Origin of the sequence: Aquimixticola soesokkakensis, assembly GCF_900172375.1 — a bacterium.
Lineage (GTDB): Bacteria > Pseudomonadota > Alphaproteobacteria > Rhodobacterales > Rhodobacteraceae > Aquimixticola > Aquimixticola soesokkakensis.
The window spans coordinates 226621-250073 of record NZ_FWFS01000003.1; the positions used below are offsets into that span (position 1 = coordinate 226621).

General features: G+C 64.1%; 14 protein-coding genes. 4 read left to right on the forward strand and 10 right to left on the reverse strand.

The features are described from left to right. Positions 1 to 360: 360 nt before the first annotated feature. The 3 genes from AQS8620_RS05515 to AQS8620_RS05525 form a co-directional block, all read right to left on the reverse strand. Entirely contained in the window at positions 361 to 543 is a 183-nt protein-coding gene (locus tag AQS8620_RS05515; protein ID WP_085835844.1) for a hypothetical protein, read from the reverse strand. A 226-nt stretch (positions 544 to 769) separates the two neighbouring features. Continuing rightward, a complete protein-coding gene (locus tag AQS8620_RS05520; protein ID WP_085835845.1) occupies positions 770 to 1789 on the reverse strand; it encodes a YcjF family protein in 1020 nt (339 codons plus the stop codon). Beyond that, positions 1786 to 3189, reverse strand: coding sequence for a YcjX family GTP-binding protein (locus AQS8620_RS05525; RefSeq protein WP_085835846.1), 1404 nt, complete (start codon positions 3187 to 3189; stop codon positions 1786 to 1788). Before AQS8620_RS05525 ends, AQS8620_RS05520 begins: the two co-directional genes overlap by 4 nt. Before the next feature lie 107 nt (positions 3190 to 3296). Between AQS8620_RS05525 and truA the strand changes: the two genes are divergently transcribed. Both truA and AQS8620_RS17010 read left to right on the forward strand, forming a co-directional pair. Further along, positions 3297 to 4064 carry a tRNA pseudouridine(38-40) synthase TruA gene (gene truA, locus AQS8620_RS05530; RefSeq protein ID WP_085835905.1) on the forward strand — a complete coding sequence of 256 codons (768 nt, stop codon included), beginning with the start codon at positions 3297 to 3299 and terminating at the stop codon, positions 4062 to 4064. Positions 4065 to 4232: 168 nt separating this feature from the next. After that, positions 4233 to 4394, forward strand: coding sequence for a hypothetical protein (locus tag AQS8620_RS17010; protein WP_159453200.1), 162 nt, complete (start codon positions 4233 to 4235; stop codon positions 4392 to 4394). 200 nt (positions 4395 to 4594) lie between these two features. Here AQS8620_RS17010 and AQS8620_RS05540 read toward each other — a convergent pair whose 3' ends face one another. From AQS8620_RS05540 to AQS8620_RS05565, 6 genes are all read right to left on the reverse strand, one after another. Next, positions 4595 to 5305 (reverse strand): GntR family transcriptional regulator, encoded by a 711-nt coding sequence (locus AQS8620_RS05540; RefSeq protein WP_085835906.1) that lies wholly within the window; start codon positions 5303 to 5305, stop codon positions 4595 to 4597. Between the two features lie 132 nt (positions 5306 to 5437). Continuing rightward, positions 5438 to 6415 (reverse strand): KpsF/GutQ family sugar-phosphate isomerase, encoded by a 978-nt coding sequence (locus AQS8620_RS05545; protein WP_085835848.1) that lies wholly within the window; start codon positions 6413 to 6415, stop codon positions 5438 to 5440. A 23-nt stretch (positions 6416 to 6438) separates the two neighbouring features. Continuing rightward, positions 6439 to 9789 carry an SIS domain-containing protein gene (locus AQS8620_RS05550; protein WP_143267429.1) on the reverse strand — a complete coding sequence of 1117 codons (3351 nt, stop codon included), beginning with the start codon at positions 9787 to 9789 and terminating at the stop codon, positions 6439 to 6441. 238 nt (positions 9790 to 10027) lie between these two features. Then, on the reverse strand, positions 10028 to 13141 hold the full coding sequence (locus tag AQS8620_RS05555) for an efflux RND transporter permease subunit (RefSeq protein ID WP_085835850.1): 3114 nt from the start codon (positions 13139 to 13141) through the stop codon (positions 10028 to 10030). Between the two features lie 6 nt (positions 13142 to 13147). Beyond that, positions 13148 to 14341 (reverse strand): efflux RND transporter periplasmic adaptor subunit, encoded by a 1194-nt coding sequence (locus AQS8620_RS05560; protein ID WP_234990376.1) that lies wholly within the window; start codon positions 14339 to 14341, stop codon positions 13148 to 13150. A gap of 325 nt (positions 14342 to 14666) precedes the next feature. Beyond that, the gene (locus AQS8620_RS05565) at positions 14667 to 15173 is read right to left on the reverse strand and encodes an alkylphosphonate utilization protein (protein WP_143267430.1); all 507 of its coding nucleotides are present in this window, start codon (positions 15171 to 15173) and stop codon (positions 14667 to 14669) included. Between the two features lie 320 nt (positions 15174 to 15493). Here AQS8620_RS05565 and AQS8620_RS05570 point away from each other — a divergent pair, with 320 nt between their 5' ends. Then, a complete protein-coding gene (locus AQS8620_RS05570; protein ID WP_143267431.1) occupies positions 15494 to 17401 on the forward strand; it encodes an autotransporter assembly complex protein TamA in 1908 nt (635 codons plus the stop codon). Further along, positions 17398 to 21402 (forward strand): translocation/assembly module TamB domain-containing protein, encoded by a 4005-nt coding sequence (locus AQS8620_RS05575; RefSeq protein WP_143267432.1) that lies wholly within the window; start codon positions 17398 to 17400, stop codon positions 21400 to 21402. The genes AQS8620_RS05570 and AQS8620_RS05575 overlap by 4 nt, the downstream gene beginning before the upstream one ends. 83 nt (positions 21403 to 21485) lie before the next feature. Here AQS8620_RS05575 and AQS8620_RS05580 read toward each other — a convergent pair whose 3' ends face one another. Next, positions 21486 to 23453, reverse strand: coding sequence for a tetratricopeptide repeat protein (locus tag AQS8620_RS05580; protein ID WP_085835853.1), 1968 nt, complete (start codon positions 23451 to 23453; stop codon positions 21486 to 21488).

Sequence of the window (23453 nt, forward strand, 5' to 3'; positions counted from 1 at the left end):
AGCTCAGTATCAGAGCGCCGGGCTGCTAATTCGAATGATAATCGCAAAAGCACGGTCCATGCGCGCCTTATAGGCGCTGCGCGAAGGGCGGTAAACCCGCCAAAATAACGCCCCTTGCCCCGCCGCCGTCCCTTGCCGCCGTTCCCCGCGCAAGGCGCAAAAAAGGGACACGCAGCGCGCATCCCTTTTTCACAGTCTGGCAAGGCGGGCGGGCTTTGGACCCGGGACCGGTCAAACGGGCCGCTATCTGGCTGGTTATCTGGCGCGCACCCAGCGGGGCTGGCGAGAGGACGGGCGAGAGAGCGCGGGCGAAACGGCACGCAGGGCTTTGGTCAAAGCCGCAGCTGGCGGGCCGGGTGGTTAGTGTTTGGTCGGCTCGTCCGAAAAGTGGCCACACCAGTCGGTGTCGCTGACAACGGGCCAAACGCCGCGCTTTTCTTCTTCGGTCAGGAAAACGGGCGGGTTGAACCGGCACAGGCCAGCGTGGTCGATTTTCGCGGCGGCGGTTTCAAAGAAGGCGCAGGATTTGCAAGCGGTGGTCATAACATCTCTCCGGTTTGGGAAGGCCGAGTGTCTCGGGCATCTAGGTCGGTGGATGGCTGGGCGCATGCGCTTGGCTGTCTGCCTTTTACCCGTCAAGACATAGCGCGGCGCAGAGCAGAGTTCAAGAAATTTATGCAATTAAATCAGATACTTGACTATTTTACTCGTTAATAAAAACACTCAGGAATTGCCATGTTGCGCCGACAAAATCACTCGGATTTGATGCCTACTGCGCGGCGCGGTCGAACAGGCCGGTCATGGAGCGGCTCAAGATGCCCGAAACGCTGGGCTTTTTGGCCGCAACAAAGGGCAACGGGCGGCAGACCTCGATCGCGGCCACGCCAACGCGCGCGGTCAGCGCCCCGTTGATGGCGCCCTCGCCAAAGCGGCGGGACACTTTGGCCAGCATCGTCCCCCCCGCAACCGAGTGGATCAGATCGTCGCCCACGGCCACAGCCCCCGTCGCCACCAGATGCGTGAGCACGGATTTCGTCACCCGCCACGAGCCCAAAGTGCCCGAGCGACCGCCGTAGATTTCCGCGATTCGCCGGATCATGCGCAGGTTGGCGGTCAGCGCGGTGAACACATCCGCCAGAGCGATGGGCACAAGCGCGGTAACGGCGGCCACCTGGCGCGCCGCGCCTTCGACCTCGCGCGTCGCGGCGGCATCGAGGGGCGACAGCATCGTGTCCTCCGCAAGGCCAAGCAACCCGTCGGCATCAAACACCTCGGCCTCGCGTTCGCCAAACCGCGCAACGCCCCATTTAAGTGCCTCACGCCCGCCGTACATCGTCGTCAGCCGTTTGGTCACGGCGCGCGCCGCAGTCAGGTCGTGGGTCTGTGCGGCGGCAAGGGCTGCGCGATGCACCCCGTCCAGCCGCTTGAGCCGCGCGAAAGCCGCCAGTTCCTTTAGCGCAACCCCCAGACAAACCGCAACGAAGGCGGCGACCAGCGCCAGCGCGCCAAAGCCAAGCCAGCGGTTCTGCGCGATCAGCCCCAGCACGAATTCATAGGCCGCAATCCCCAGCACAAAGGTGAACAGCGCAAAGAACAACCGCCAGAACCAGCGCGCCAAAGCCGACGGCTTGCGGGCGGCCAGCACCGCCACGCGCGCCATCGCGGCCCTCTGGCCCAAAGGCGCGATATCGGGCACGGGGGCCGCAGTGGCAGGGGTTTCAAGCGGGGCTTCGTCCAGTTCGAACAGGCGGGGGCCGGATTTGGGCGCTTTTGGCGTCTCGTCGCTCACAATTTGTCTCCGATCAGGAATTGCGCCGCGCGGTCAAGGCGGATGTGTGGCGGCCCCTCCCCCGGCTTCAGGGTCAGCTTTGCAGGCTCGAAGCGCATGATTTCGTAATCTCCGTCCAGCCAGTCTTGTGCGCCGGCGCGCGCGGGCGAGAGAATATGCGCCGGATCGCTTGGCAACTCGCCGGCATAAAACGCCGCCTGTTTGCCGCTGGGCAAGCGCCCCGACACACAGTCGAGGTCCCTGCCCTCATGGGGCATTTGCGTTTCCACCGTGGCGCGGATCGCCGCCAGAGACATGGCTTGGGTTTTGGCCCCCGCAAAATCCGCGCGGTCGCGCGCATCGCGCAGCAACGCCTCCATGATGGCCGTCAATTTCGGATGCTGGGTGTGGTGGATGTGGTCGGCCTTGGTGGCGGCAAAGAGAATGCGCTCGACTTTCTTGCCGCTCAAAAGCTGGCTGAGGAAGCGATTGCGACCCGGACGAAAGGCCCCCAAAATATCGGCCATCACCTGGCGCAGGTCCTCGACCGCCTTTGGTCCGGCGTGGATCGCGCCCAAAGCATCCACCAGCACGACCTGACGGTCGATCCGCGCGAAATGGTCGCGAAAGAACGGTTTGACGACTTTGGTTTTATAAGCCTCGAAACGGCGTTCGAATTCGCGCGCAAGCGACCCGCGCGGGGCTTCGCCCGGTGGAAGCGGCGCAAAGGTCAGCGCGGGCGATCCGGCCATTTCGCCGGGCAAGAGGAACCGCCCCGGCGTGCAGTCGGAATACCCCGCTTCGCGCGCCCCGACCAGCGAGGCCGCGAAACTGTCGGCAAGGGATCTGGCCCGCGGCTCGTCGTGGCGCTCGGTGCCGTCGACGGTTTCGAGCGCCGACAAAAATTCCTGCGCATGGCCGCGCGATTTGGCCCGCGCGAGGGCATCTTGCGACCAGTCGGCGTAGGATTTATCCATCAGCGCCAGATCCAGCAGCCATTCCCCGGGATAATCCACGATATCCAGATGCACCCTGCGCGGACCGCTCACCGCCCCCAACAGCCCCGTGGGCTGGACGCGAAACGACAGGCGCAACTGGCTGACGGCGCGGGTGCTGTCGGGCCAATGCGGATCGGGGGCGCTCAAGGCCGCAAGGTGGGTTTCGAATTCGAAACGGGGCACCGTGTCGTCGGGTTGGGGTTGCAGATAGGCGGCCGTAATCGCTGCCGAAGGGCCGAATTGCGGCATGCGCCCGCGATCCAGCAGATTGGCGACAAGCGAGGTGATGAACACCGTCTTGCCCGCACGGCTCAGCCCTGTGACCCCGATGCGGATCACCGGTTCAAACAGCGCCTCGCGGGTGGTGTCCCCCACGGCTTCGACGCTGCGGGTAAGACGCTGTGCAATATCGTTGAGGATCAAAACCCTGTCCCTTTTTACCTGTTGCCTCCAACATAAGCAGCGCCGCGTGCGGTTGAAAGGGTGCTCCCCACTGGACGCGGCGCGCTGCTGTGGGCTATCTGCTGCCCATGCCCAGATATGCCCTCCTCATCGACTACAACGGCGCGCCGTTTTCCGGCTGGCAGCGCCAGAAATCCCACCCCTCCGTGCAGCAAGCCGTCGAGGAGGCCTTGCGCAGGCTTGACCCCGCGCTTGATCACATCGGCGCGGCGGGGCGCACCGATGCGGGCGTCCATGCGACAGGCCAGGTCGCGCATTGCGACCTGACGCGCGATTGGGACCCGTTTCGCCTGTCCGAGGCGCTGAATTACCACCTCAAGCCCGCGCCGGTAGCTATTCTGAAGGCCGCGCGCGTCGCCGACACATGGCACGCCCGCCATTCCGCCCATGAGCGGCGCTATCTGTTTCGCCTGATCGCGCGGCGCGCGCCTCTGGTGCATGATGCGGGGCTGGCGTGGCAGGTCACCCATCCGCTGGACGTGGCGGCGATGCAGGCAGGGGCGGATCGACTGTTGGGCTTGCATGATTTTACCACCTTCCGCTCGACCATGTGTCAGGCGGCCAGCCCCGTCAAAACGCTGGATGAATTTCGTGTAGAGGCGCATGACATCCCTTTTGGCACCGAAATCCGCTTTCACCTGCGCGCGCGCTCTTTCCTGCACAACCAGGTGCGCAGCTTTGTGGGCACGCTGGAACGGGTGGGATCGGGGGCATGGACGCCTGCGGATGTGACCACCGCGCTTCAGGCGCGCGACCGCGCCGCCTGCGGGCCCGTCTGCCCCCCCCAAGGGCTGTACCTTGCGGGCGTGGGATATGCCGACGACCCTTTCCTCTAAGGGCCGCGCAGCTTTGGCACAGCCGCAAAGGCTGTGTTGCCGCCCCGGGATCAATCAGGCGTCTTTTCCAAGTTTTTTGCATTTAATCCGACCGTGCCCGCAACGCGCCACGATGTTGCCCGATTTGCTGGCAACAACAGGATCAATCAAACACACGGAGAGACGACCATGACCTTTCATTCCATCAGCTTCGATCAGGTTGCCCTCGCTCTCATGACCTGCCTTGCAGTGCGCGAAGTGCTTTTGTACCTGCGCGAGCGGCGCGCCGAGCGCCTGCCCGCCGCGCCGACAAAAGCCCCGCAGACCAGCGCGCAACGCAGCCGCAAATAACGTGCCGCGCGGCGCGGTCGCGCTTTGCAAAAAACGCTTCGAAATCGAAAGAGCGTCATCTGTCTGTCACGCAGCGCCGCTATAGCTGCCTCAGGACATTTTAGACGGCTATTTCAGAACGCAGGGCGGCCCTCGGGTCGTCCTTTTTCTGTGCACGGCAGAGGGGGGCTTTCTCTGTGCACGGCAGAGGGGCTTCGGCCCTAGCCTTGAAAGCGTGCAGAGGTTTCCATTTCGGCGGCCAAAATCGTGCCCGTCAGGGTGATATGGGTGCGTAGCAACGACATCGCCCGCGTTTTGTCGCGATCCACCGCCGCCTGGCATATTTCGGTGTGCTCGCGTGCAGCCCCTTCGGCCCGCTGCGACGAGGTGTCCAGAATCCGGCGGTAGCGTTCGTTGAGATTGTGCAGCACTTCGCACATATGCAGCAAATGCGGCATGGCACAGCCCGCACCGAGCGCGATGTGGAACTTTGTATGTGCCTCTTCCCAGATGCGGATCGACTGGCGATCGCTTGCATCACGTTTCAACCGCGTCACACGGTGCAGCGCGGCCAAAGCCTCGCCTTCCCAATCGACGCCGGCGCGCTCGATCGAATGCCCCAAGGCCGCCGTTTCCAGATCGGCACGCAGCAGGGTCACCTCGCGCAGGTCATCTACAGAAATCGGGGTGATCGTGTAACCGCGCTGGTCCTCGAACTTCACCAAACCGTCCGGCACCAGACGGCTCACCGCCTCACGCATCGGTGACAGCGACACATCATACTGGCGGCGAAGCTGGTCAAGATTCACCTTCGATCCCGGCTTGAGATCCCCATCCAGAATCGCCTCGCGCAGCTCTGCGGCAAGGCGACTAGACAGGGTGGGCTTGCGGCCCTCCGAGGCAGGCTCTTGCATCACGCGCGGGGTCTCCATTGGGATCGGGTCCTGTTCGGTAAAATCTGCGCCCTTCTTGGCGGCACCTCGGCCATAAATCAAGCGGCGGCGGTGGCCTGCCCAAAAACCGCGCACCGCCCGCGTAAAAAACTGGCAACGGCCTGCGCGGCCTTAGCGCACACCAGCGCGCAAACAGTCGTGAATATGGATCGCCCCCGCAAGCACGCCCGCCGCATCCACCACCGGCAGCACGCTGACCTTGCGCGCATTCATCTGCGCCACCGCTTCTTCGATCAGCGCATCCGGCGCAATGGTGCGCGGAGAGGTCGATGCGATATCGCCCGCCGTTTTATCCATCAAGCCGCTGAGATTGCGCCGCAAATCCCCGTCGGTGACAATCCCCGTCAGGTGGTGATCTCCGTCCACGACCAGCGCAATGCCAAGCCCTTTGGCGGTCATTTCCACCAGAACCTCGCCCATGTTGTCCCCCTCGCGGACCACCGGAAGCGCCGCACCGCGGTGCATCAACGTGTCCACCGGCATCAATTGCACGCCCAGCGAGCCGCCCGGATGGTATTTGAAAAACGACCGTTCGTCGAATTTGCGCAGCTTCATCACGGCCACGGCCAACGCATCCCCCAAGACCAGCGTCAGGGTCGTCGAGGTGGTGGGCGCGCGGCCCAGCGAACAGGCTTCGGGCGCGTCGGGCAGGCGCAACACATGGTCGGCCTGCCGGCCCAAGGTCGAGTGTTCGTTTTTGGTGATCGCCACCATCGGCACGCCGTAGCGCCGCGTGTAGGCGATCATATCCCCCAGTTCGGCGCTTTCACCGGAGTTGGAAATCAACAGGCACAGATCATCAGGCGTGATCATCCCCATATCGCCATGGCTGGCTTCAGCGGGATGGACGAAACTTGCGGGCGTGCCGGTCGAGGCGAATGTGGCGGCAATCTTGCGCCCGATGTGGCCCGATTTGCCCATCCCCGCAACGATCACGCGGCCTTTGAGACCAAGGATCTGATCAACGACCACCGGAAAATCCGTGTCGAAATGATCCTTGAGCAGCTCCAGCGCCTCAAGTTCTTCCTGTACCACGCGCAGGGCCTCGACGGTTGCGGGCGGCAGGTTGCTTTGGTCATTGCGGGTCATGGTTGGAGCCTCACTTTCATCTGTCAACCGGCACGGCTGGCCTTGGCCACCTGTTCGGCCTGCTCTTCCAGCAGGGAGGGGTGGAAGAGGACGGTTTCAGGGTCTGCTTGCCCGATCTGATGGATCAGCATGGTTTCGGCATCCACATCGAACCAGTTCTCCCAAACCCGCAGCAGCGGCCCGAAATGGCCCAACGCCTTGATTGCGGCGACCTTTTGCGCGCGGGGCGCGGCCATGTGCAGCGCAACGGTCAACTGCAAGACCCCTGCAACGGTCGATTGGTCCTCGGCGTAGATCGGCACGGCCAGCACCAACGCCTCCCCTGCCGCACGGCCCAGCGTCAGCCGCGTCTGGTCCAGCGCCAGCCCGAGGGTGCCCACGGGTTCGCGCAGGGTCGCGTAGCTGACGCCAAGCGCGCGCGTGTCCCCGCGCGCATAGCGCACCCGCGTGATCTGCTGGCTGCGCTCGACACACAAATGGTCAGCGGCACTGACGCTTTCGATCAGCCGCGACACCGAGGCCAGCGCCTTGCGATCGCGCGTCGATAGTTGCGTTTCGGCCAGCTTCAGCGCGCCAAAGGCCTCCCGCACCACGGGCGCAAGCACGTCATCGGGGCGCGACGTGCCCACGGTGACGGTTTTGGCCTGATGGCGGATGGTATCGATCGGGCGCGATGTTTCCTCGAACACATGGCGGATGTCGCGCAGGGCCCGGGTCACCTGATCGGGGGCCGCATCTGCGGCAAGGCGCGCGCGCCACAGGGCGAGCTGGCCGATATCGGCGGCGCGCAACCCGCTGTCGAAATGGCTGGCGGCAACCTCTTGCATGATGGCGTCCAGACCGCCAAGCGCCGTTTCCAGCGCACCGGCCTCGCCCGCCTCGCAGGCGCCCAGCGCATTGAGCACCAGCCGCAGCTTCTGCGCCCCCTCGTCAATCGCGCGCGCAGCATGCAGGCCGAACAAATGCCCCGCCACAGCCGCCAGAATGAACCCGAGCGACGAGCCGGTTTTAGGCAGTGCCACCACACGCTCGGCATAGGCTTCAAAGGCCTCCGCCTCCGGCCCTTGGGCGGCAAAGACCAGGGGTTTGCCGTTATGGGCCCGAAACACCGCAACTTCCTTGACCAGATCGCCCAGCAGTTCGGGCTGGATGTCATTGGCAATCACCAGCGTCAGCGGCTCTGTCGACAAGTCGATGTGTTTTTTGTCTTCGGTGAAATCGACGGGGATGGATTTATAGCACAGCTCGGACAGCTTGATGCGGATTTCCATCGCCGCGATGTGGTTCACCCCCGACCCGACAACCGCCCAATAGCGGGATTTGGGGGCAAATTCATGCGCCGCCTCGATGATTTGCGCTTCATTTCCAAGGACTTGCGAAACTTTTTCGGGCAAATCCTCCAGATCGGCAATCTCGCGCTCGATTTCCGCACTGCTCATGGTGCCAAGGGCATTGGCCAAAAACAGCGAGGTCAGCTTGCCCGCCACAAGCTGGGCATAAAACGCCTTGGTCGAGGCAACGGACATTTCGATGTCGCGCCCGTCGGAGGTGTAAAATACCGAATTGGCTTTGCGCACAAGGTCCGAGCCGCGCCGGTTCACGATGCAATGCACGAAGGCGCCCCGCTCGATCGCAAGGTCCACAGCGCGGTTGGTGTCGGTCGTCGTGCCCGATTGCGACACGGCAATCACCAGCGCGTTTTTCATATCGAAGCGATCGATTTCCGCCGAAAGTTCGGAGCTGCGCAGCGCATGGACCGGCAAGGCGCGGTAGGGCCCCGAGGCCAGCGCATGTTCAACCAGATGGGCAATGCCTTCGGCGGCCACACCGGCGGTGCCCTGCCCGATCACATAGACACGGCTGACGGTGCCCCGGGCGAACTCGCGCAGCTGTGCCCAGATGTCATTGGCCAGCCCGTCGAAGCTGACGCGCCGCTCGACACGGCGATAGCGCCCGCGCAGGGTCTTGGCGACCGAGGCAGGGCCTTCGTTGATTTCCTTCTCGAAGAAGGTCGCATAATCGCCGCGAAAAATGTCGCGCGCGTAGATCTGGATATCGGCGTCTTTGGCCGCGACGGGCGCGCCATCCGCAACCGACACAAGATCAAAGCCCTCCGCCCCCGCCTGGACCCGCACCGCGACACCGCCCGCCAGCGAGCGCGCAATATCGAAAGATCGCCGCGTGAGCGACGCAAGCCCGTAGACTTCGGAGGCAAACATCCAGCCGTCCGCAACGCGCGCCAGATGCATCCCCTGCCCCGACCCTTTTTGGGCGATCATCACTTCGCCCGGATGGGTGGCATAGAGCGCGGCAATCGCCATCGACCCGTCAAGGCGGCGGATCGCCGAGCGGAAGGTGTCAAAGCTTGTGCCGCGCGCCGCCGTATCGGCAAAACGGCAGGCGATGGGAATGATTTTGGCGTCAGTGGTGATGTCGCTGGCCACGGCGCGCTGATGGGCCGTCAGGATCACATCGCCCAGCTCGTGGTGGTTGTCGACATCGCCGTTCAGCGCGCTCACCCATTGGCCCGCCGCCGCGTCGCCCTGCCGGTCGGAGGTCACGGAGGCATTGTGCGGGTGGCAATTGGCCACGGAAATCACCCCCGAGGAGGCCCAGCGCGTGTGCGACAGCACATCGAGCTGCGTGGCCACCGCGGCCGCTTTCCACAACAGCGCATCGCCTTTGATCGCCGCGCGCAAGGCCGCGCCATTGTCGCCCAGACGGCCGATCAGATTCGCGGTTTTGTAGGTAAAGCCCAAAACGATCCGCGCATCCGCCTCCCCCGCAAGCGAGATCGCCAGATGGCCGGCGGACAGATCGCCCAGACGCGCCGCAAAATCCGCCTCCGCGCCCAGCGCAGCCAGCAAGGATTTCGAGGCCAGCGCCGGCACGCTGAGTTGCAAATGGATGCCCGCGCTGTCGCGTCCGCGCACCTCAAGCCGGTCAATGGCGGTGATGACATGTTCTGCACCAAAGGCCACCGCAAAGGCCGCAGGCGCGCGCAGATCGCCCAGCAGATCGGTGATGCGCGCAATGGCCCCCAGCATTTCGCGCTCGACCTGCCACAAGACATCGCGCACCCGTTCGATCAACGGATCGACATCGGTGTTGCCCGCCGATGAAATCGCGACCAGCGCCGCCTCATGGGCGCCGAGGGCTTGGGCCATCGCCTCCACATCGGCGCGCAGCGCAGCCGCGCCATCGACGGCCATCGCCGTTCCGCACGACATCAGATCGGGAAACCGCGCCAGCAATCCGTCAAGCGCACGTCCCAGGGGGGCAGCACTTTCAAGGCCCAGCGGCAGGGCTGCGATCTCGCGCGCGGTTTCGCCCAACCAGTCAGAGGGGGCGCTTGCCCGCGCAAGGTCGCTCAAGACAAATCCAGCAATTCCGCACATGACACCACTCGCTTTTCTCTGTTGCCCTCGGCGGGGCCGTCTTTTGGGTAGCTATGCCCGCTTGGCAGGATTTTGTCCATCCGCAGCACGATCCGCTCCCGGCCTTGGAAACCTTTGACACAAAGCGTGACGTGACCCCGGGGGGCGCGCGCGGCGCAAAAGCAAACGGGCGGACCCCGCAAGGCCCGCCCGTTCACATGGTTGCAAAAGTCCCTCAGGCGCGCGCTTTATGCGCCTTGCGGGCCTTCTTGTCCGACAGGTGTCGCACCAGCACATAAAAGGACGGCACCATGAACACCCCGATAAAGGTCGCGGTGAACATGCCCCCCAGCACCCCGATGCCGATGGCATTTTGCGCCGCAGCCCCCGCGCCGGAGGCCGTGGCCAGCGGCAAAACGCCCAGCATGAAGGCCAGCGAGGTCATGAGGATGGGACGCAGACGCAGCTTGGCCGCTTCGACGGTCGCCGCGATCAACTCCTTGCCTTCGGCTTCGAGGTCCTTGGCGAATTCCACAATCAGGATGGCGTTTTTTGCCGCCAGACCGATGGTCGTCAAAATCCCGACCTTGAAGTAGACATCGTTGGACTGGCCAAAGGCCCAAGCCGCCGCCAAAGCCCCCAGAACCCCGACCGGCACGGCCAGCATGACCGAGAAGGGCACCGACCAGCTTTCATAAAGCGCCGCGAGGAACAGGAAGACCACCAGCACCGACAGCGCGTACAGATAGGGCGCCTGATCGCCGGATTGGCGTTCCTGATAGCTCAGGCCGGTCCAGGCCACACCGTAGCCGCCAGACAGGTTGGCCGTCAGTTCCTCCATCGCGTCCATCGCCGCCCCCGAAGAGGCCGTGTCGGAATTGGAACCGGAAATCGACAGCGCGTCGGTGCCGCCATAGCGCGCAAGGCTCGGCTCGACCGACACCCATTGCGTGGTCATGAAAGCCGAAAACGGCACCATTTCACCGCCCGAATTGAGGGCATACCATTTGTCGATGTCTTCGGGCTGCATGCGATAGGGCGCATCCGCCTGCACGATCACCGGACGCAGGGAGGTGCCCAGAATGAAATCATTCACAGACCTGCCCGAGAAGATGGTCGAGAGCATCGAATTCACGCTCGACACCGTGACACCCAGACTTTCGGCTTTTTGCTGATCGATGTCGATCTGCAGGGCCGATTGCGCTTCGGTGCCGCTGGCGCGCATATTGGTCAGGCGGCTGTCGGCGGTGGCTTGGGCCACCAGCGTGTCGGCGGCTTCGATCAGCGCCTGTGTGCCGTTGCCGGCCTGATCGACAAGGTACATCTCAAATCCCGAGGAGTTGCCCAGCCCCGGAATCGAGGGCGGCTGCATGAAGAACACCTGACCGGCGCGCAGGTTGCCGAATTTCATATTCGCGCGCAGGGCAATGGCGGCAGCAGTTTGATCGGTACCGGTTCGCTCCTCGAAATCCTTGAGCTTGATGAACAGCATCGCGGCGTTCTGCCCCGACCCGCCAAACCCGAAGCCCAGGGCGGCAAAGGTCGCCTCGACGCCCTCGCTTTCCTCGTTGAGCAGATAGTCTTCGATATCCTCGACAACGGCGAGGGTCTGGGCCGCGGTCGAGCCTTCGGTCAGATTCACCATCGTCATCAAAACGCCCTGGTCTTCGGCAGGCAGGAAGGAGGACGGCAACCGACCGTAGATCCCCCAAGCCGCGACACCGATCCCCGCCAGCACCACAAGCGCCAGAAAGGGTTTCCAGAGGAATTTCGTCACCAGAGCGCCGTAGCCCTCGACCATGCGGTCGAAATTGCGGTTGAACCAGCGTGCCGGAGCAATCGCCGGCCCGTGTTTTTGGCGCAGCAGCGAAGCGCAAAGCGCGGGCGTCAGGATCAGCGCCACGATCACCGATAGCACCATCGCCGAGATGATCGTCACCGAGAACTGGCGATAGATCACCCCCGTCGAGCCGCCAAAGAACGCCATCGGCAGAAACACCGCCGACAGCACCAGCGCGATCCCGATCAGCGCGCCCTGGATCTGGCCCATGGATTTGCGGGTGGCATCGCGCGGGCTAAGGCCCTCCTCTTCCATCACCCGTTCGACGTTCTCGACCACGACAATGGCGTCATCCACCAAAAGGCCGATCGCCAACACCATCGCAAACATCGTCAGCGTGTTGATCGAATAGCCAAAGGCGGCAAGGATTGCGAAGGCCCCGAGCAAGACCACCGGAACGGCGATAATCGGGATCAGGGTGGCACGGAATTTCTGCAAAAAGATCAAAATGACGAGGAACACCAGAACGATGGCCTCGATCAGCGTGTGTTCCACTTTTTGGATCGACAGCTCCACAAAGGGCGCCGTGTCATAGGCATATTCGATCTGCACACCCTCGGGCAAAGCCCCCGACAGGTTGGCCAGCGTCGCGCGCACGGCCGCAGCGGTTTCTACGGCATTGGCACCGGTTGCAAGGTTCACACCGAAACCGGCGGCGTTTTTCCCGTCAAAGCGCGAATCCGACCCGTAGCTTTCCTGTCCGATTTCCACGCGCGCCACATCGCCCAAATAGACGGTCGACCCGCCCTCTTCGGATTTCAGCAGGATGGATTCGAATTCCTCCACGGTCGTCAACTGGCTTTGCGCCGTGATCGAGGCCGTGAACTGCTGGCCCTGCGTTGTGGGCTGGTCCCCCAGCGACCCGACCGACACGGTCGAGTTCTGGTTGCTCACGGCGGTGGTCACATCGGTGGGCGTCAGTTGATATTGCGCCAGTTTGAGCGGATCGAGCCAGATCCGCATCGCATATCCCGAGCCAAAGGAATTGATCCCCCCCACGCCCGTGGTGCGCTGCACCGGTCCGCTGATGGTTTCGTCCAGAATATCGCCCAGTTGCAGCGTCGAATAGGTGCCATCGGTGGACACGATCGCCCCCACCAGCAGGATCGAGGAGGAAGAGCGCGTGACCGTCACACCGGCGGTCTGCACCGTATCGGGCAACTGGCCTTCGACGTTGGAAATCTTGGTTTGCACCGCGTTTTGCGCATCCACGCCCGAAACGCTTTCGTCAAAGGTCAGCGTCAGCGATGCCGAGCCTTCGCGCGAGGAGCTGACCATGTAGAGCATCCCGTCCACATCGGTCATGGCATCTTCGAGAACCGTCGTCACCGAGTTCTGCACGGCACTTGCGGTCGCGCCCGAATAGCTGGCCGAGACGCGAATGGTCGTGGGCGCAATGTCGGGATATTGCGAGACCGGCAACTGGGTGATCGAAAACGCCCCCGCAAGCATGGTCACGATGGCGATCACCCACGCAAAGATGGGTCTGTCGATGAAAAAATTGATCATGCGCGCTTACTCTGTTGCCGGCGGGGTTTGTGCGGCATCAGCCGATGTGTCGCTTGGTGCATCGCTGACCACGCCCTGATCGTCGATGACAACCGGCACGGTCGTCACCTCGGTGCCCGCGGTCATGTTGCGCAGGCCGTCCACCACAAGGCTTTGGCCCTCGGTGACGCCATCGGTCACGATCCACGCGTTTTTGTAGCTCCCGTTCGAGGTCAGCGTGACCTGCACCGTTTTGCCGTCCTCGACGACAAAGGCGGTCAGCGACCCGTCCGACCCGCGCGATGTTGCGCGCTGGGGTACCAGAATGGCCTGCGTCGTGCCCAGCGTCAGATCCACCCGCAAGAACATGCCCGGCATGATCACCCGCTCGCCATTGTCAAAGCTGAGGCGGAAATCGACGCTGCCGGTGGTGGTGGACACCGTATTTCCGGGGCTGACAAGCGTGCCCTTGCCCGAATAGCTTTGCCCGCTTTCCAGCGTGAGCGCGATGTCGAGCGCCTCGCCGCGTTCCAGAATCCCCGTTTCGACCTGATTGCGCACCCGCAACAGACGCGCGCTGCTTTCGGCCACATCGACATAGATCGGGTCCATCCGCGTCACGGTGGTCAGCGCCGATGTCTGGTTGGCCGTCACCAGCGCGCCAATCGACACATCCGCCACTTCGACCACGCCTGCAATCGGGCTGGTGATCACGGTGCGTTCGACATTCAGCCTGGCGGTTTTCAACGCTGCCTGCGCCGAACTGAGCGTTGCCTGCGCCTGCAGCAGCGTCACATTGGCCGTGTCGATCTGCTCCTGCGTTACCGCAAGATTTGCCAGTTTGGCATAGCGATCCGCGACGGCCTGCGCGGCGGTGACACTGGCCTCGGCCCCTGCAACATCGGCCTGCGCGGCAGAGAGCGCGGCATCGTAGGTGTCACTGTCGAGGTGGAACAACACGTCGCCCACCGCCACACTCTGGCCTGCGGTGTAGTTGATTTCGGCCACAGTGCCCTCGACGCGGGGCCGGATGTCGGTTTGCTCATAGGCAACCGCGCGCCCGGGAAGCGTAATCACATAGGGCACGGCCTCGCTTTGCAGGGTGACGATGCCGACTTCGGTCGGTCCGGCGGAAGGCATGCCCTGCGCCAAGGCCACCTGCGGCGCAACGACGGCGCCCGTGGCGAACACAGTGCCACCAAGCGCGATCGCAAGGGTCAAAGCCGATGCCCGCAGGGGGCTGTTTGCGCGACGATGCGAAACGATGGGGCGAAGCAGGCGACACGGCACGCTATAAATTCCTCTCAAAGTCAAAACCTATCAAATCCTTTAGAAATCACGCGTCCAAAGATCACGCGACGTGATGAAAACGAAACAAAGATGCGCAGGCTGTCGCCCCGGGGAGGAGGCGACAAATTGCGTGGCTTGTACCCTTTACGACGGATGTAAGCTTTTCCGTCACGAGTCACGGCTTTGTGTTTGATATTCTTGCGCAAACCGGCATCCCGCCCAGCGCATAGCTGCCCGCTTTCGGCTGCGCCGCGCGTCAGCGTTTTTTGACAAACTCGGTCAGAATCACGATCCGCTGGCCTTCGACACGCCCCTCGATCTGGCTGGCCGTATCCGCCAAAAGCGAAATGCGCGTCACGGCGGTGCCACGTTTGGCCGTAAAGCCCCCGCCTTTGACGACCAGATCCTTGATCAAGACCACCGTATCGCCCGCCGCCAGAACATCGCCATTGCTGTCACGGTGGATCACGTCCGATCCGCCCGACTGCGCCCAGTCCAGCACCTCGGGCTCGAGGTAGAGCATCTCGAGGGCATCCGCTGCAAAGGCCTGATCGCGCAACCGGTTGAGCATCCGCCAGCACAGAACCTGAACGGCAGGCTCTTGTGACCACATCGCCGTGCTTAGACAGTGCCAGTGATCTGTCGGGACATCATGGCCCTTGATCCCCTCGGCGCAGGTCTTGCACAGGGGCACGCTGTCACTGCGCGGCGCCACATCCACCCGTGCCACATCCCGCCCTGAGTCACAAAAAGCACAGATCATGGCGCATCCTTTGCGGCAAAAAAGAGTGTAAATCCGTGCGTTGCATGCCATCCCGACGCCCCGCAGGCAAGGGGACACCCCGCCAGATACCCCGCCAGACACCGCGCCAAAGGTCGCATGCGCGCGCCGCCGTGCCCACAGGCGCATCCCCATCACGTCAAATCACAACCGCGACTTTCCGCCGAGCGGCTGAAACAATCGCGCTTTGGGCATGTTTTCGCCCGCAAGCCCTTTCCTTTCAGGCAAACTCGGGCACATTATCACGAAAAGTCATGCCGTTTTCAAAGCGCGCAAAATGAGACGCCAGATCGAGGTCCGAGTTGCACAATTCAAACAAACCGCCTGTCGCTGACAGTTTCCCGCCTTCGACGAACGCGCCGCGCGGCGCTCAGGCGCTGCGCCGCGGGGTCTCCTGTGTGGCGCTGGCTCTGGTGGCGGCGGCGGGTTTGGCGACAAGCCAGCCCGCGCAGGCGCTCGACATCCGCTGGAGCGATGCGCAAAACGGCGATCTCGACAAGGACCTGCTGAAAACGCTCAAGGGCGTCTCGCTGACGGAAACCGCGCAGGCCGAGGATGAAACCGACAGCCAGTCGATCATCTCGGCGGCACAATCGGACTATCGCCAGGTGGTCGGCGTGCTCTATCGCGACGGCTACTACGGCCCGAACGTGCATATTTACATCGACGGTGTCGAAGCGTCCCAACGCCAGCTGATCAACCCGCCCGCCACCGTGGAAAATGTCCTCTTTGTCATCGACACCGGCCCGCAATTTTCTTTCGGACAGGCCGAGGTCGGCCCGCTGGCAACCCTCAACAAACGCGAAGTGGCCGAAGCCAATACCGTGCCCGAGGCCTTTGCGACGGGCGAAGTGGCCAAATCCGCGCTGGTGGGCAAGGCCAAGGACGCCGCGATCGAAGGCTGGCGGCAGGATGGCTACCCGATGGCCGCCCTCAGCCGCTCGGATGTGGTCGCCAACCACCCGAGCGAAACGCTGAATGTCGCCCTCGGGATCACCCCCGGCCCCAAAGCAACCATGGGCGCCTTGACCTTTTCGGGCGAGACCAGAGTGCGCCCCGAACGGATGGTCGCCATCGCAGGCTACCCCACGGGCAAGGAATACGACCCCGACCTGATGACACTGGTCACCACACGCCTGCAACGCACGGGCACCTTCACCTCCGTCTCGCTGAGCGAAGCCGACCGCGTGAACCCCGATGGCACCTATGATGCCACGGTCGCCACCGTGGACTACAAGCCCCGCCGCTTCGGCTTTGGCGCGGAGCTGTCCTCGGTCGATGGGCTGACCATCAGCTCCTATTGGTATCACCGCAACATCACCGGCGCGGCGGATCGTTTGCGCTTTGACGCCGAAGTGGCGGGCATCGGCTCCCCGTCGGGCGAGGATTACACGCTGTCGACCACCTACCGCCGCCCCGCGACCTTCTGGACGGACACCACGCTGGTGGCCACCGCAACGGCGTCGCGGCTGGACGAGCCGGACTATCTGTCAAAACTGGTCGAGGGCCAGATCGGCCTTGAGGCCATCGTCAGCCCGACCTTCAACGCCACGGCCAGCATCGGCTATCGCTATTCCGAAGATACCGACGATCTGGGCACGCGCGAATTCCACCACATCATTTTTCCCATCGAAATCGAAGGCGACTACCGCCGCCCCAACAGCCTCAACCCCGTGTCGGGCAACTACTATACCGCCGACATTACCCCCTATATCGGTGTGCAAGGCTCGACCTCGGGCGCACGGTTCTACGGCGATGCGCGGCGCTACTTCAGCCTTGGGGCGCAGGACCGCATCGTGCTGGCGGGGCGTGTGATGGCCGGCTCGATTGTCGGCTCCGATCTGGACACCACGCCTGCGGATCTGCTGTTTTACTCGGGCGGCGGGGGCACTGTGCGCGGACAACCCTACCAATCGCTCGGCGTGACGACAGAGGACGGCGCGGATGTTGGCGGGCTGGGCTACCTTGGCCTCAACGCCGAAGTGCGCGGCAAGATCACCGATAAAATTCAGCTTGTCGGCTTTTACGACTACGGCACCGTTGGCACCTCTTCTGTGCCCGGTCAGGACGCGAAATCCCAAGCGGGTGCAGGGCTTGGCCTGCGCTACAACACCGGCGTCGGCCCGATCCGGCTGGACGTCGCCACCCCTGTGTCGGGCGAGACCGGCGATGGCATTCAGGTTTACATCGGAATCGGACAAGCATTTTGAGACAGCTTATTTTGAAACGCTCGACGTTTTTCGCAGCCCTTGTGGCCTTGCCGCTTGCCACCCTGCCCCTCACCCTGCCCCTCTGGGCCCAAGACACGGCGCAAGACACGGCGACCGCCGCGCAGGACGATCCCACCGGCATGGCCCAGGCCCCGCGCAGCGAGGATGAAATCGCCGCCGACGCCGAGGCCGCCGACCCGCGTCAGGAAGCCCAGGACAAATCGCGCATCGTCAGCTTCCTTGAGGAAAAACTGTCGGGAAAAGGCCGTGACATCCGCATTTCGGGCTTCAAAGGGCTGCTGTCGTCCACGGCGACGCTCGAAAGCCTGACGATTGCCGATGGTCAAGGCACCTGGCTGACGCTGTCGGGTGTGACCCTCGATTGGGACCGCTCGGCGCTGTTGCTGCGCGGGCGTCTGGATGTTCAAAGCCTGACGGCGGATGAAATCATTCTGGCGCGCAAACCCGTGGCCGCCCTCACCGATGCGGTGCCCGACGCCAAAGCCACCCCCTTTGCGCTGCCTGACCTGCCCGTCTCGGTCTCCATCGACGAGCTCACGGCTGCAAAAGTGACACTGGGGCCGACCATTCTGGACACGCCCGAGGATATCGTCGTCGCGCTCACCGGCAATGCCCAGCTTGCGGATGGCGCGGGCACAGCGCAATTGGCTATCAACCGCATCGACGGCACCGTTGGCAGCTTCCAGCTGGCCGCAAGCTATGACGACGCGACCACTGTGGCCGATATCAACCTGACCGTCACCGAGGAAAGCGGCGGCGTGATTGCCAGCCTGGCAAACCTGCCCGACAGCCCCTCCGTCGATCTGACGCTCACCGGCTCCGGCCCGATTGACGCCTTCACCGCCGATCTGGACCTGTCCACCAACGGGGCGCCCCGCCTGCAAGGGGCTGTCACCCTTGGCGCGCAGCCCTACACCGGCGACGATGTGACGGTGGCTGCGGGGGACCCCGCTCCGATGACCCGCACCTTCACTGTCGATCTTGGCGGCGATGTCACCGCCCTGTTCCTCACCCAGTATCAGGACTTTTTCGGCCCCGATGTGGCGCTGACCACCACGGGGTCCCTGTATCCCAACGGCGCGCTGGACCTGAGCGCGCTGTCGCTGGATGCGCGCGCGATCACGCTTGAGGGCACCCTGTCGCTGGGGGCTGACAAATTCCCCACGGCCTTCGATCTGGACGGTCGCATTTCCAGCCCGGACGGCAGCCCTGTGTTGCTGCCGCTCTCGGGCGAGCCGGTGCGCGTGCAAAACGTCGATCTGCGCGCGCTGTTCGAGGCGGGTGCCAGCGAAGACTGGAACGCCGATATCACCGTCCAGGGGTTCGAGCGCGGCGCCTATTCTGCAGCGGGCGCAACCCTGACGGGGCGCGGCACGATTGCGCGCAACGGCGATGTGGCCACGCAGGCCGACGGGCTGACGGCCGATGTCAGCTTTGATCTCGAGAGTTTGAAAACCGGCGATAGCGATCTGGACACCGCCCTTGGCGAGACCCTTAAAGGCACCGCAGACATCGCCTGGGAGCGCGGCGCGCCAACCGACGTGAAATCCCTGCAAGTGAGCGCAGGCAATGTGCGCCTGACCGCCTCGGCCACCATCGGCGGTCTGGAAAACGGCTATCCGGTGTCAGGCAACGCAACCCTGAGCGCGCCGGATCTGACCCGTTTTGCCGCCGTGGCCGACCGCCCGCTCGCAGGGGCGGTCACCCTCGCGCTCGAAGGGGACGCCGCGCTGCTGGGCGGCGCGTTCGACCTCAAAGCGACGGGCACCGGCACCGATCTTCGGACCGGTATCGACCAGGCTGACAACGTGCTTGAGGGCGAAGCCGCGTTTACGGTGGATGCCAAGCGCGACGAAACCGGCACCACGCTGCGCCAGTTCGACGTGACCACCCCCGCCCTGACCATTTCGGCCAATGGCGATGTGGATGGCGACAATATCGACGTGGCGCTGGACGCGCGCCTCGATGATGCCGCGCGCCTGTCGGACCAGTTGCAAGGGCCTTTGACGCTGACCGGCACGGCAGCGCGCAAGGATGCCGGCCCCTATGAGGTCGATCTGAGCGCCGCTGGCCCATATGACGCGCAGGCCAGCGTGATCGGCTCGGTCTCGCAGGAGGCCATCGACGTGACGATCGACGCCGCAATGCCCGACGTGTCCAAAGTCTATCCCAGTGCCGCCGGGCCGCTCGATGTCAACGGCACCATCAAACGCGCCAGCGCCACCGACCCGATGGATATCGACGTGACCGCGTCGGGTCCCTACAATGCCACCGCCTCGGTGATCGGGGCCGTGTCCAGCGACAAGATCGATGTGCAGATCGCCGCCGCCCTGCCCGACGCTTCGCGCATCGTGGCCCAGACCACCGGCCCCTTTGCCCTGAACGGCAGCGTGAAACGCGAAGGCGCTGGCCCGATTGAAATCAACATGGACGCCAATGGCCCCTACGCGGCGACAACGACGGTGTCGGGGCAAATCGACGGTGGGGATTTCAACCTCGATGTCGATGCGCGCCTGCCCGAACTGGCCCGCGTCGTGCCCGCCGTGTCCGGACCGCTGGGCGTGAGCGGCAATGTCAGCCGCACAGGGGGCGGTGCCTTTGGTGTCAACGTCGATCTGACCGGCCCCGCAGGCACCAAAGCCAAAGTCGCGGGGACCCTGGGGGCGGATGTGTCCAGCGCGGACCTTGCGATCACCGGCACAGCCCCGCTGGGTCTGGCCAACCGCTACACCGATACGGTGTCGGTGACCGGCGCGGCCGCGTTCAACCTGCGCCTCGACGGCCCCTTGGCCCTGTCGTCGCTTGCAGGGACGGTAAACTCGTCGGATGCGCGCGTCACCCTGCCCGCGATGGGCTACGGGTTCAATTTTCCCAGTGCCCAGATCACCCTGTCGGGCGGGCGCTCTACCCTCAATGTCACCGCGCGCTCGGATGACGGGGGGCGGTTCGAAGTCACCGGCCCGTTGAGCCTGTCCAACGGGTTTGACAGCGATCTGACGATCCGGCTGGTGCGCCTGCGTGTCCAGTCCGAAGACCTCTATGTGACCCGCATCAACGGCACGCTGCGCCTTGTGGGGCCATTGACGGGACAACCCCTGCTCTCGGGGGGGCTGACGCTTGAGGAAACCGAAGTAAATATTTCCGCGCCGGTGGGCGGGGGCACCGTGTCCATTCCCGACGTGGTGCACGCGGGCGAAACCAGTGCCGTGGACAGCACCCTCGCGCGCGCCGGACTGGTCGAGACCGACAAGACCTCTGGGGCGACCACCACCACCAGCAGCGCTGGCGGCATTGCCCTGAGGGTGCGGGTCTCGGCGCCCAACCAGATTTTCGTGCGCGGGCGCGGGCTGGACGCGGAACTGGGCGGCTCGCTACAGGTGACGGGCACCACGGCCAACATCGTGCCCGTGGGCCAGTTCAACCTCGTGCGGGGGCGGCTCGACATTCTGGGGAACCGTCTGGACCTGCAAACGGGGAACCTCGTGCTTCAGGGCAACCTTGACCCCACGATCTACCTGCAAGCCACGACAACCACCGAGGATGCCACGATCACCGTAACGGTGTCGGGGTCTGTGTCCGATCCCGAGATCGATTTCTCCTCCTCGCCCGACCTGCCCGATGACGAAATTCTCGCACGGCTGATCTTTGGTCAGGCCCTGTCGGATATTTCACCGCTGCAAGCGCTGCAGCTTGCCCAGGCTGTGGCAACGCTGACCGGAAACGGGGGCGGTTTGATGAATTCGATCCGCGAGCAGTTCGACCTCGACGATCTGGATGTCTCGACCACGGATGACGGCACGCTGGCGGTGTCGGCGGGCAAATACCTGACCGACAACGTCTACACCGACGTGCAGCTCGACGCCGAGGGCAACACCCAGATCAACCTCAACCTCGACGTGACCAAGGATGTCACCGTCAAGGGCGGCGTAAAGGACAGCGGCGAGACCTCTCTGGGGGTGTTCTTCGAACAGGACTACTGAGGCAAAGCCCCCCTATGCAGCCCTCCGGCCCGCCGCGAAAGCGCAGGCCGGGGGGATTACCGGAGGAAGCGCAGGCCGGGGCCTCAGTCTGAAACGGCCTCGACCGCCTCTTGCGCCCCGTCCTGCTCTGCAGGCTCTTGGGTGCCGCGCGCCGGAGTGGCGTCAAACGCGTCAAGAACATCGCGCGCCAGCCCCAGCGCCACAGCGAGATCGCCCAAAATCTGTTCCGAGGCAAAAACCGCCTGCAAACGGCGCAACGCGGCCACCGCGTCGCCGGCGTCAAGTTGGCGCAGTTGCTGTTCGGCCCCCTCAAGGTCGCCCATGCGGCGCAAAGCGGCGGCGGCGATCACCCGCCCCCGCTCATCGCGCGCCGACAGCATCAGTTGCGCCTGTTCGAGCGCCTGCGCATCCTCCCCGCGGCGAAAGGCGTCCAGCGCCAGCGGGATGCGATACCATCCCGGCGGGCTGGCACTGAGCGCCATGGCCTGGTTTACAAGGTCGATCCCCGCCTGCCAATCGCCGCGCTCGGCCAGATACCAGCCACTCACAACGATCATATCGGGGGTTGCGGGATTGAGGCGCATCGCGGTGGTGTAGGACCGCAGCGCCTCGTCCTCGCGCCCCAGCGCCATCAGGATCGACCCGCGATATTCTTCGGCCACGGCGTCTGACGGGTCAAGCCAGACCGCACGGTCCGCCGCCGCCAAAGCATCCGCCAACAAGCCGTCGTCCCGCGTCGCGCCGCTGCGGGTCCAGTCCAGAAACCGCATCATCGACCACGAGGCCCAAATGCGCGCCTCCTGCGGCGTTTCGCGCAAAAAACGGTTCAGGCAAAAGCGGACCCGTGCAGCCTGTGCGGCCTCTTTGGTTTCATCAAAGGCGTGCCAGCGCAGGGTGCAGGTATAGGCCGTTTCCACCGCGGCCTGCGGCGTGCCTGCCGCCTCGCGCGCCTGTGCACGGCGCAACACGTCGCGCGCAACAAACCCCGTGGGGGCGGCAATGGCGACGGCGCTGCGCCGCACAATCGTCTCCAGGCGCGCTTGCCAGATGTCGCGTGCCACCGGCGGGCCGAAGTCGCGCCCGAAACTTTCCTCGACAAACACCGGCAAGGATTCGCGCCCCGACCAGATCACGACACCTTCCAGCGTCGAGGTCAGCGTCAGATCCAGCGCCAGCCCGCCCCCCGTGCGGCGCAAAACCGGCGTCAGAACGTAATCGGCAATCGGGGTCAGGGCGAAACCGAAACTGGGCGCGCGGTCCTGCACGCGCAGCGTGCGAAACGCCGACAGCGCGCGCACCAGATCGGCGTGCAACAACCCGCCAAGACCGTCGCGCAGGTCTTCGGGCAGGGCTGCGGGCAAATCATTGCGCAAGGCCTCGACACGCACCACGGGCATATCCAGGGGTTTGGACTGCGCCCGCGCGCTGGACAGCGGCTCGGAAAACTGTTGCGACATTTGCCATAAAATCCCCGCGATCGCGCCGACCAGAACCGCAGTGGCCACGATCACCGTCAGCACCGGCCAGAGTTTGCGCGCCGACTGGTCCACCGGAAGGCGCGCCTGCGCAGCGCGTGCGGCGCTCAAGGCGTCGCGCTGCGCAGGCGAGGCCACGCGCGCATCGGGGGCAGGCCAGCGGTAGCCCACAAGCGGGCCATCTGTGGCAGGCTGCGCAGGCGCCACCTGCGCCTGCGTGCTACCTGTCGTCGCGCGACGGGCAAACACCAAAGTGTTCTGGCCCACCGGAATGCGCATCGACAGGGCTGCATCGGCCCCCTGCCCGTCGAAATAGGCGTCCAGTAATTTGCGCAGCCGCCCGATTTCAACACGCACGATACTGTCGGTGGATGGGTCGAAATCCCTGCTGCGCCCCAGCACATCAACCGCGATTGCATAGGCTTTGACGGGCGTGCCGGTGACCTCGCAGCGCACCAGATAGCGGAGTAATTTATTCGCCCGTGAGCCGACGCGCAGCACCCCCAATCGCTGCATGCGTACGATTTCGCGTCCTGCGGCGATGCCCGTCGCCTTGGAATTGCCCAGTCCTTCCAT

Excerpts from the sequence above, each read along its gene's own strand:
- AQS8620_RS17010 (WP_159453200.1), top strand. The coding sequence starts at position 4,233 with ATGACCTTTCATTCCATCAGCTTCGATCAGGTTGCCCTCGCTCTCATG.
- AQS8620_RS05565 (WP_143267430.1), bottom strand. The coding sequence starts at position 15,173 with ATGATCTGTGCTTTTTGTGACTCAGGGCGGGATGTGGCACGGGTGGAT.
- AQS8620_RS05540 (WP_085835906.1), bottom strand. The coding sequence starts at position 5,305 with ATGGAGACCCCGCGCGTGATGCAAGAGCCTGCCTCGGAGGGCCGCAAG.
- AQS8620_RS05515 (WP_085835844.1), bottom strand. The coding sequence starts at position 543 with ATGACCACCGCTTGCAAATCCTGCGCCTTCTTTGAAACCGCCGCCGCG.
- AQS8620_RS05555 (WP_085835850.1), bottom strand. The coding sequence starts at position 13,141 with ATGATCAATTTTTTCATCGACAGACCCATCTTTGCGTGGGTGATCGCC.
- AQS8620_RS05580 (WP_085835853.1), bottom strand. The coding sequence starts at position 23,453 with ATGGAAGGACTGGGCAATTCCAAGGCGACGGGCATCGCCGCAGGACGC.
- truA (WP_085835905.1), top strand. The coding sequence starts at position 3,297 with ATGCCCAGATATGCCCTCCTCATCGACTACAACGGCGCGCCGTTTTCC.
- AQS8620_RS05545 (WP_085835848.1), bottom strand. The coding sequence starts at position 6,415 with ATGACCCGCAATGACCAAAGCAACCTGCCGCCCGCAACCGTCGAGGCC.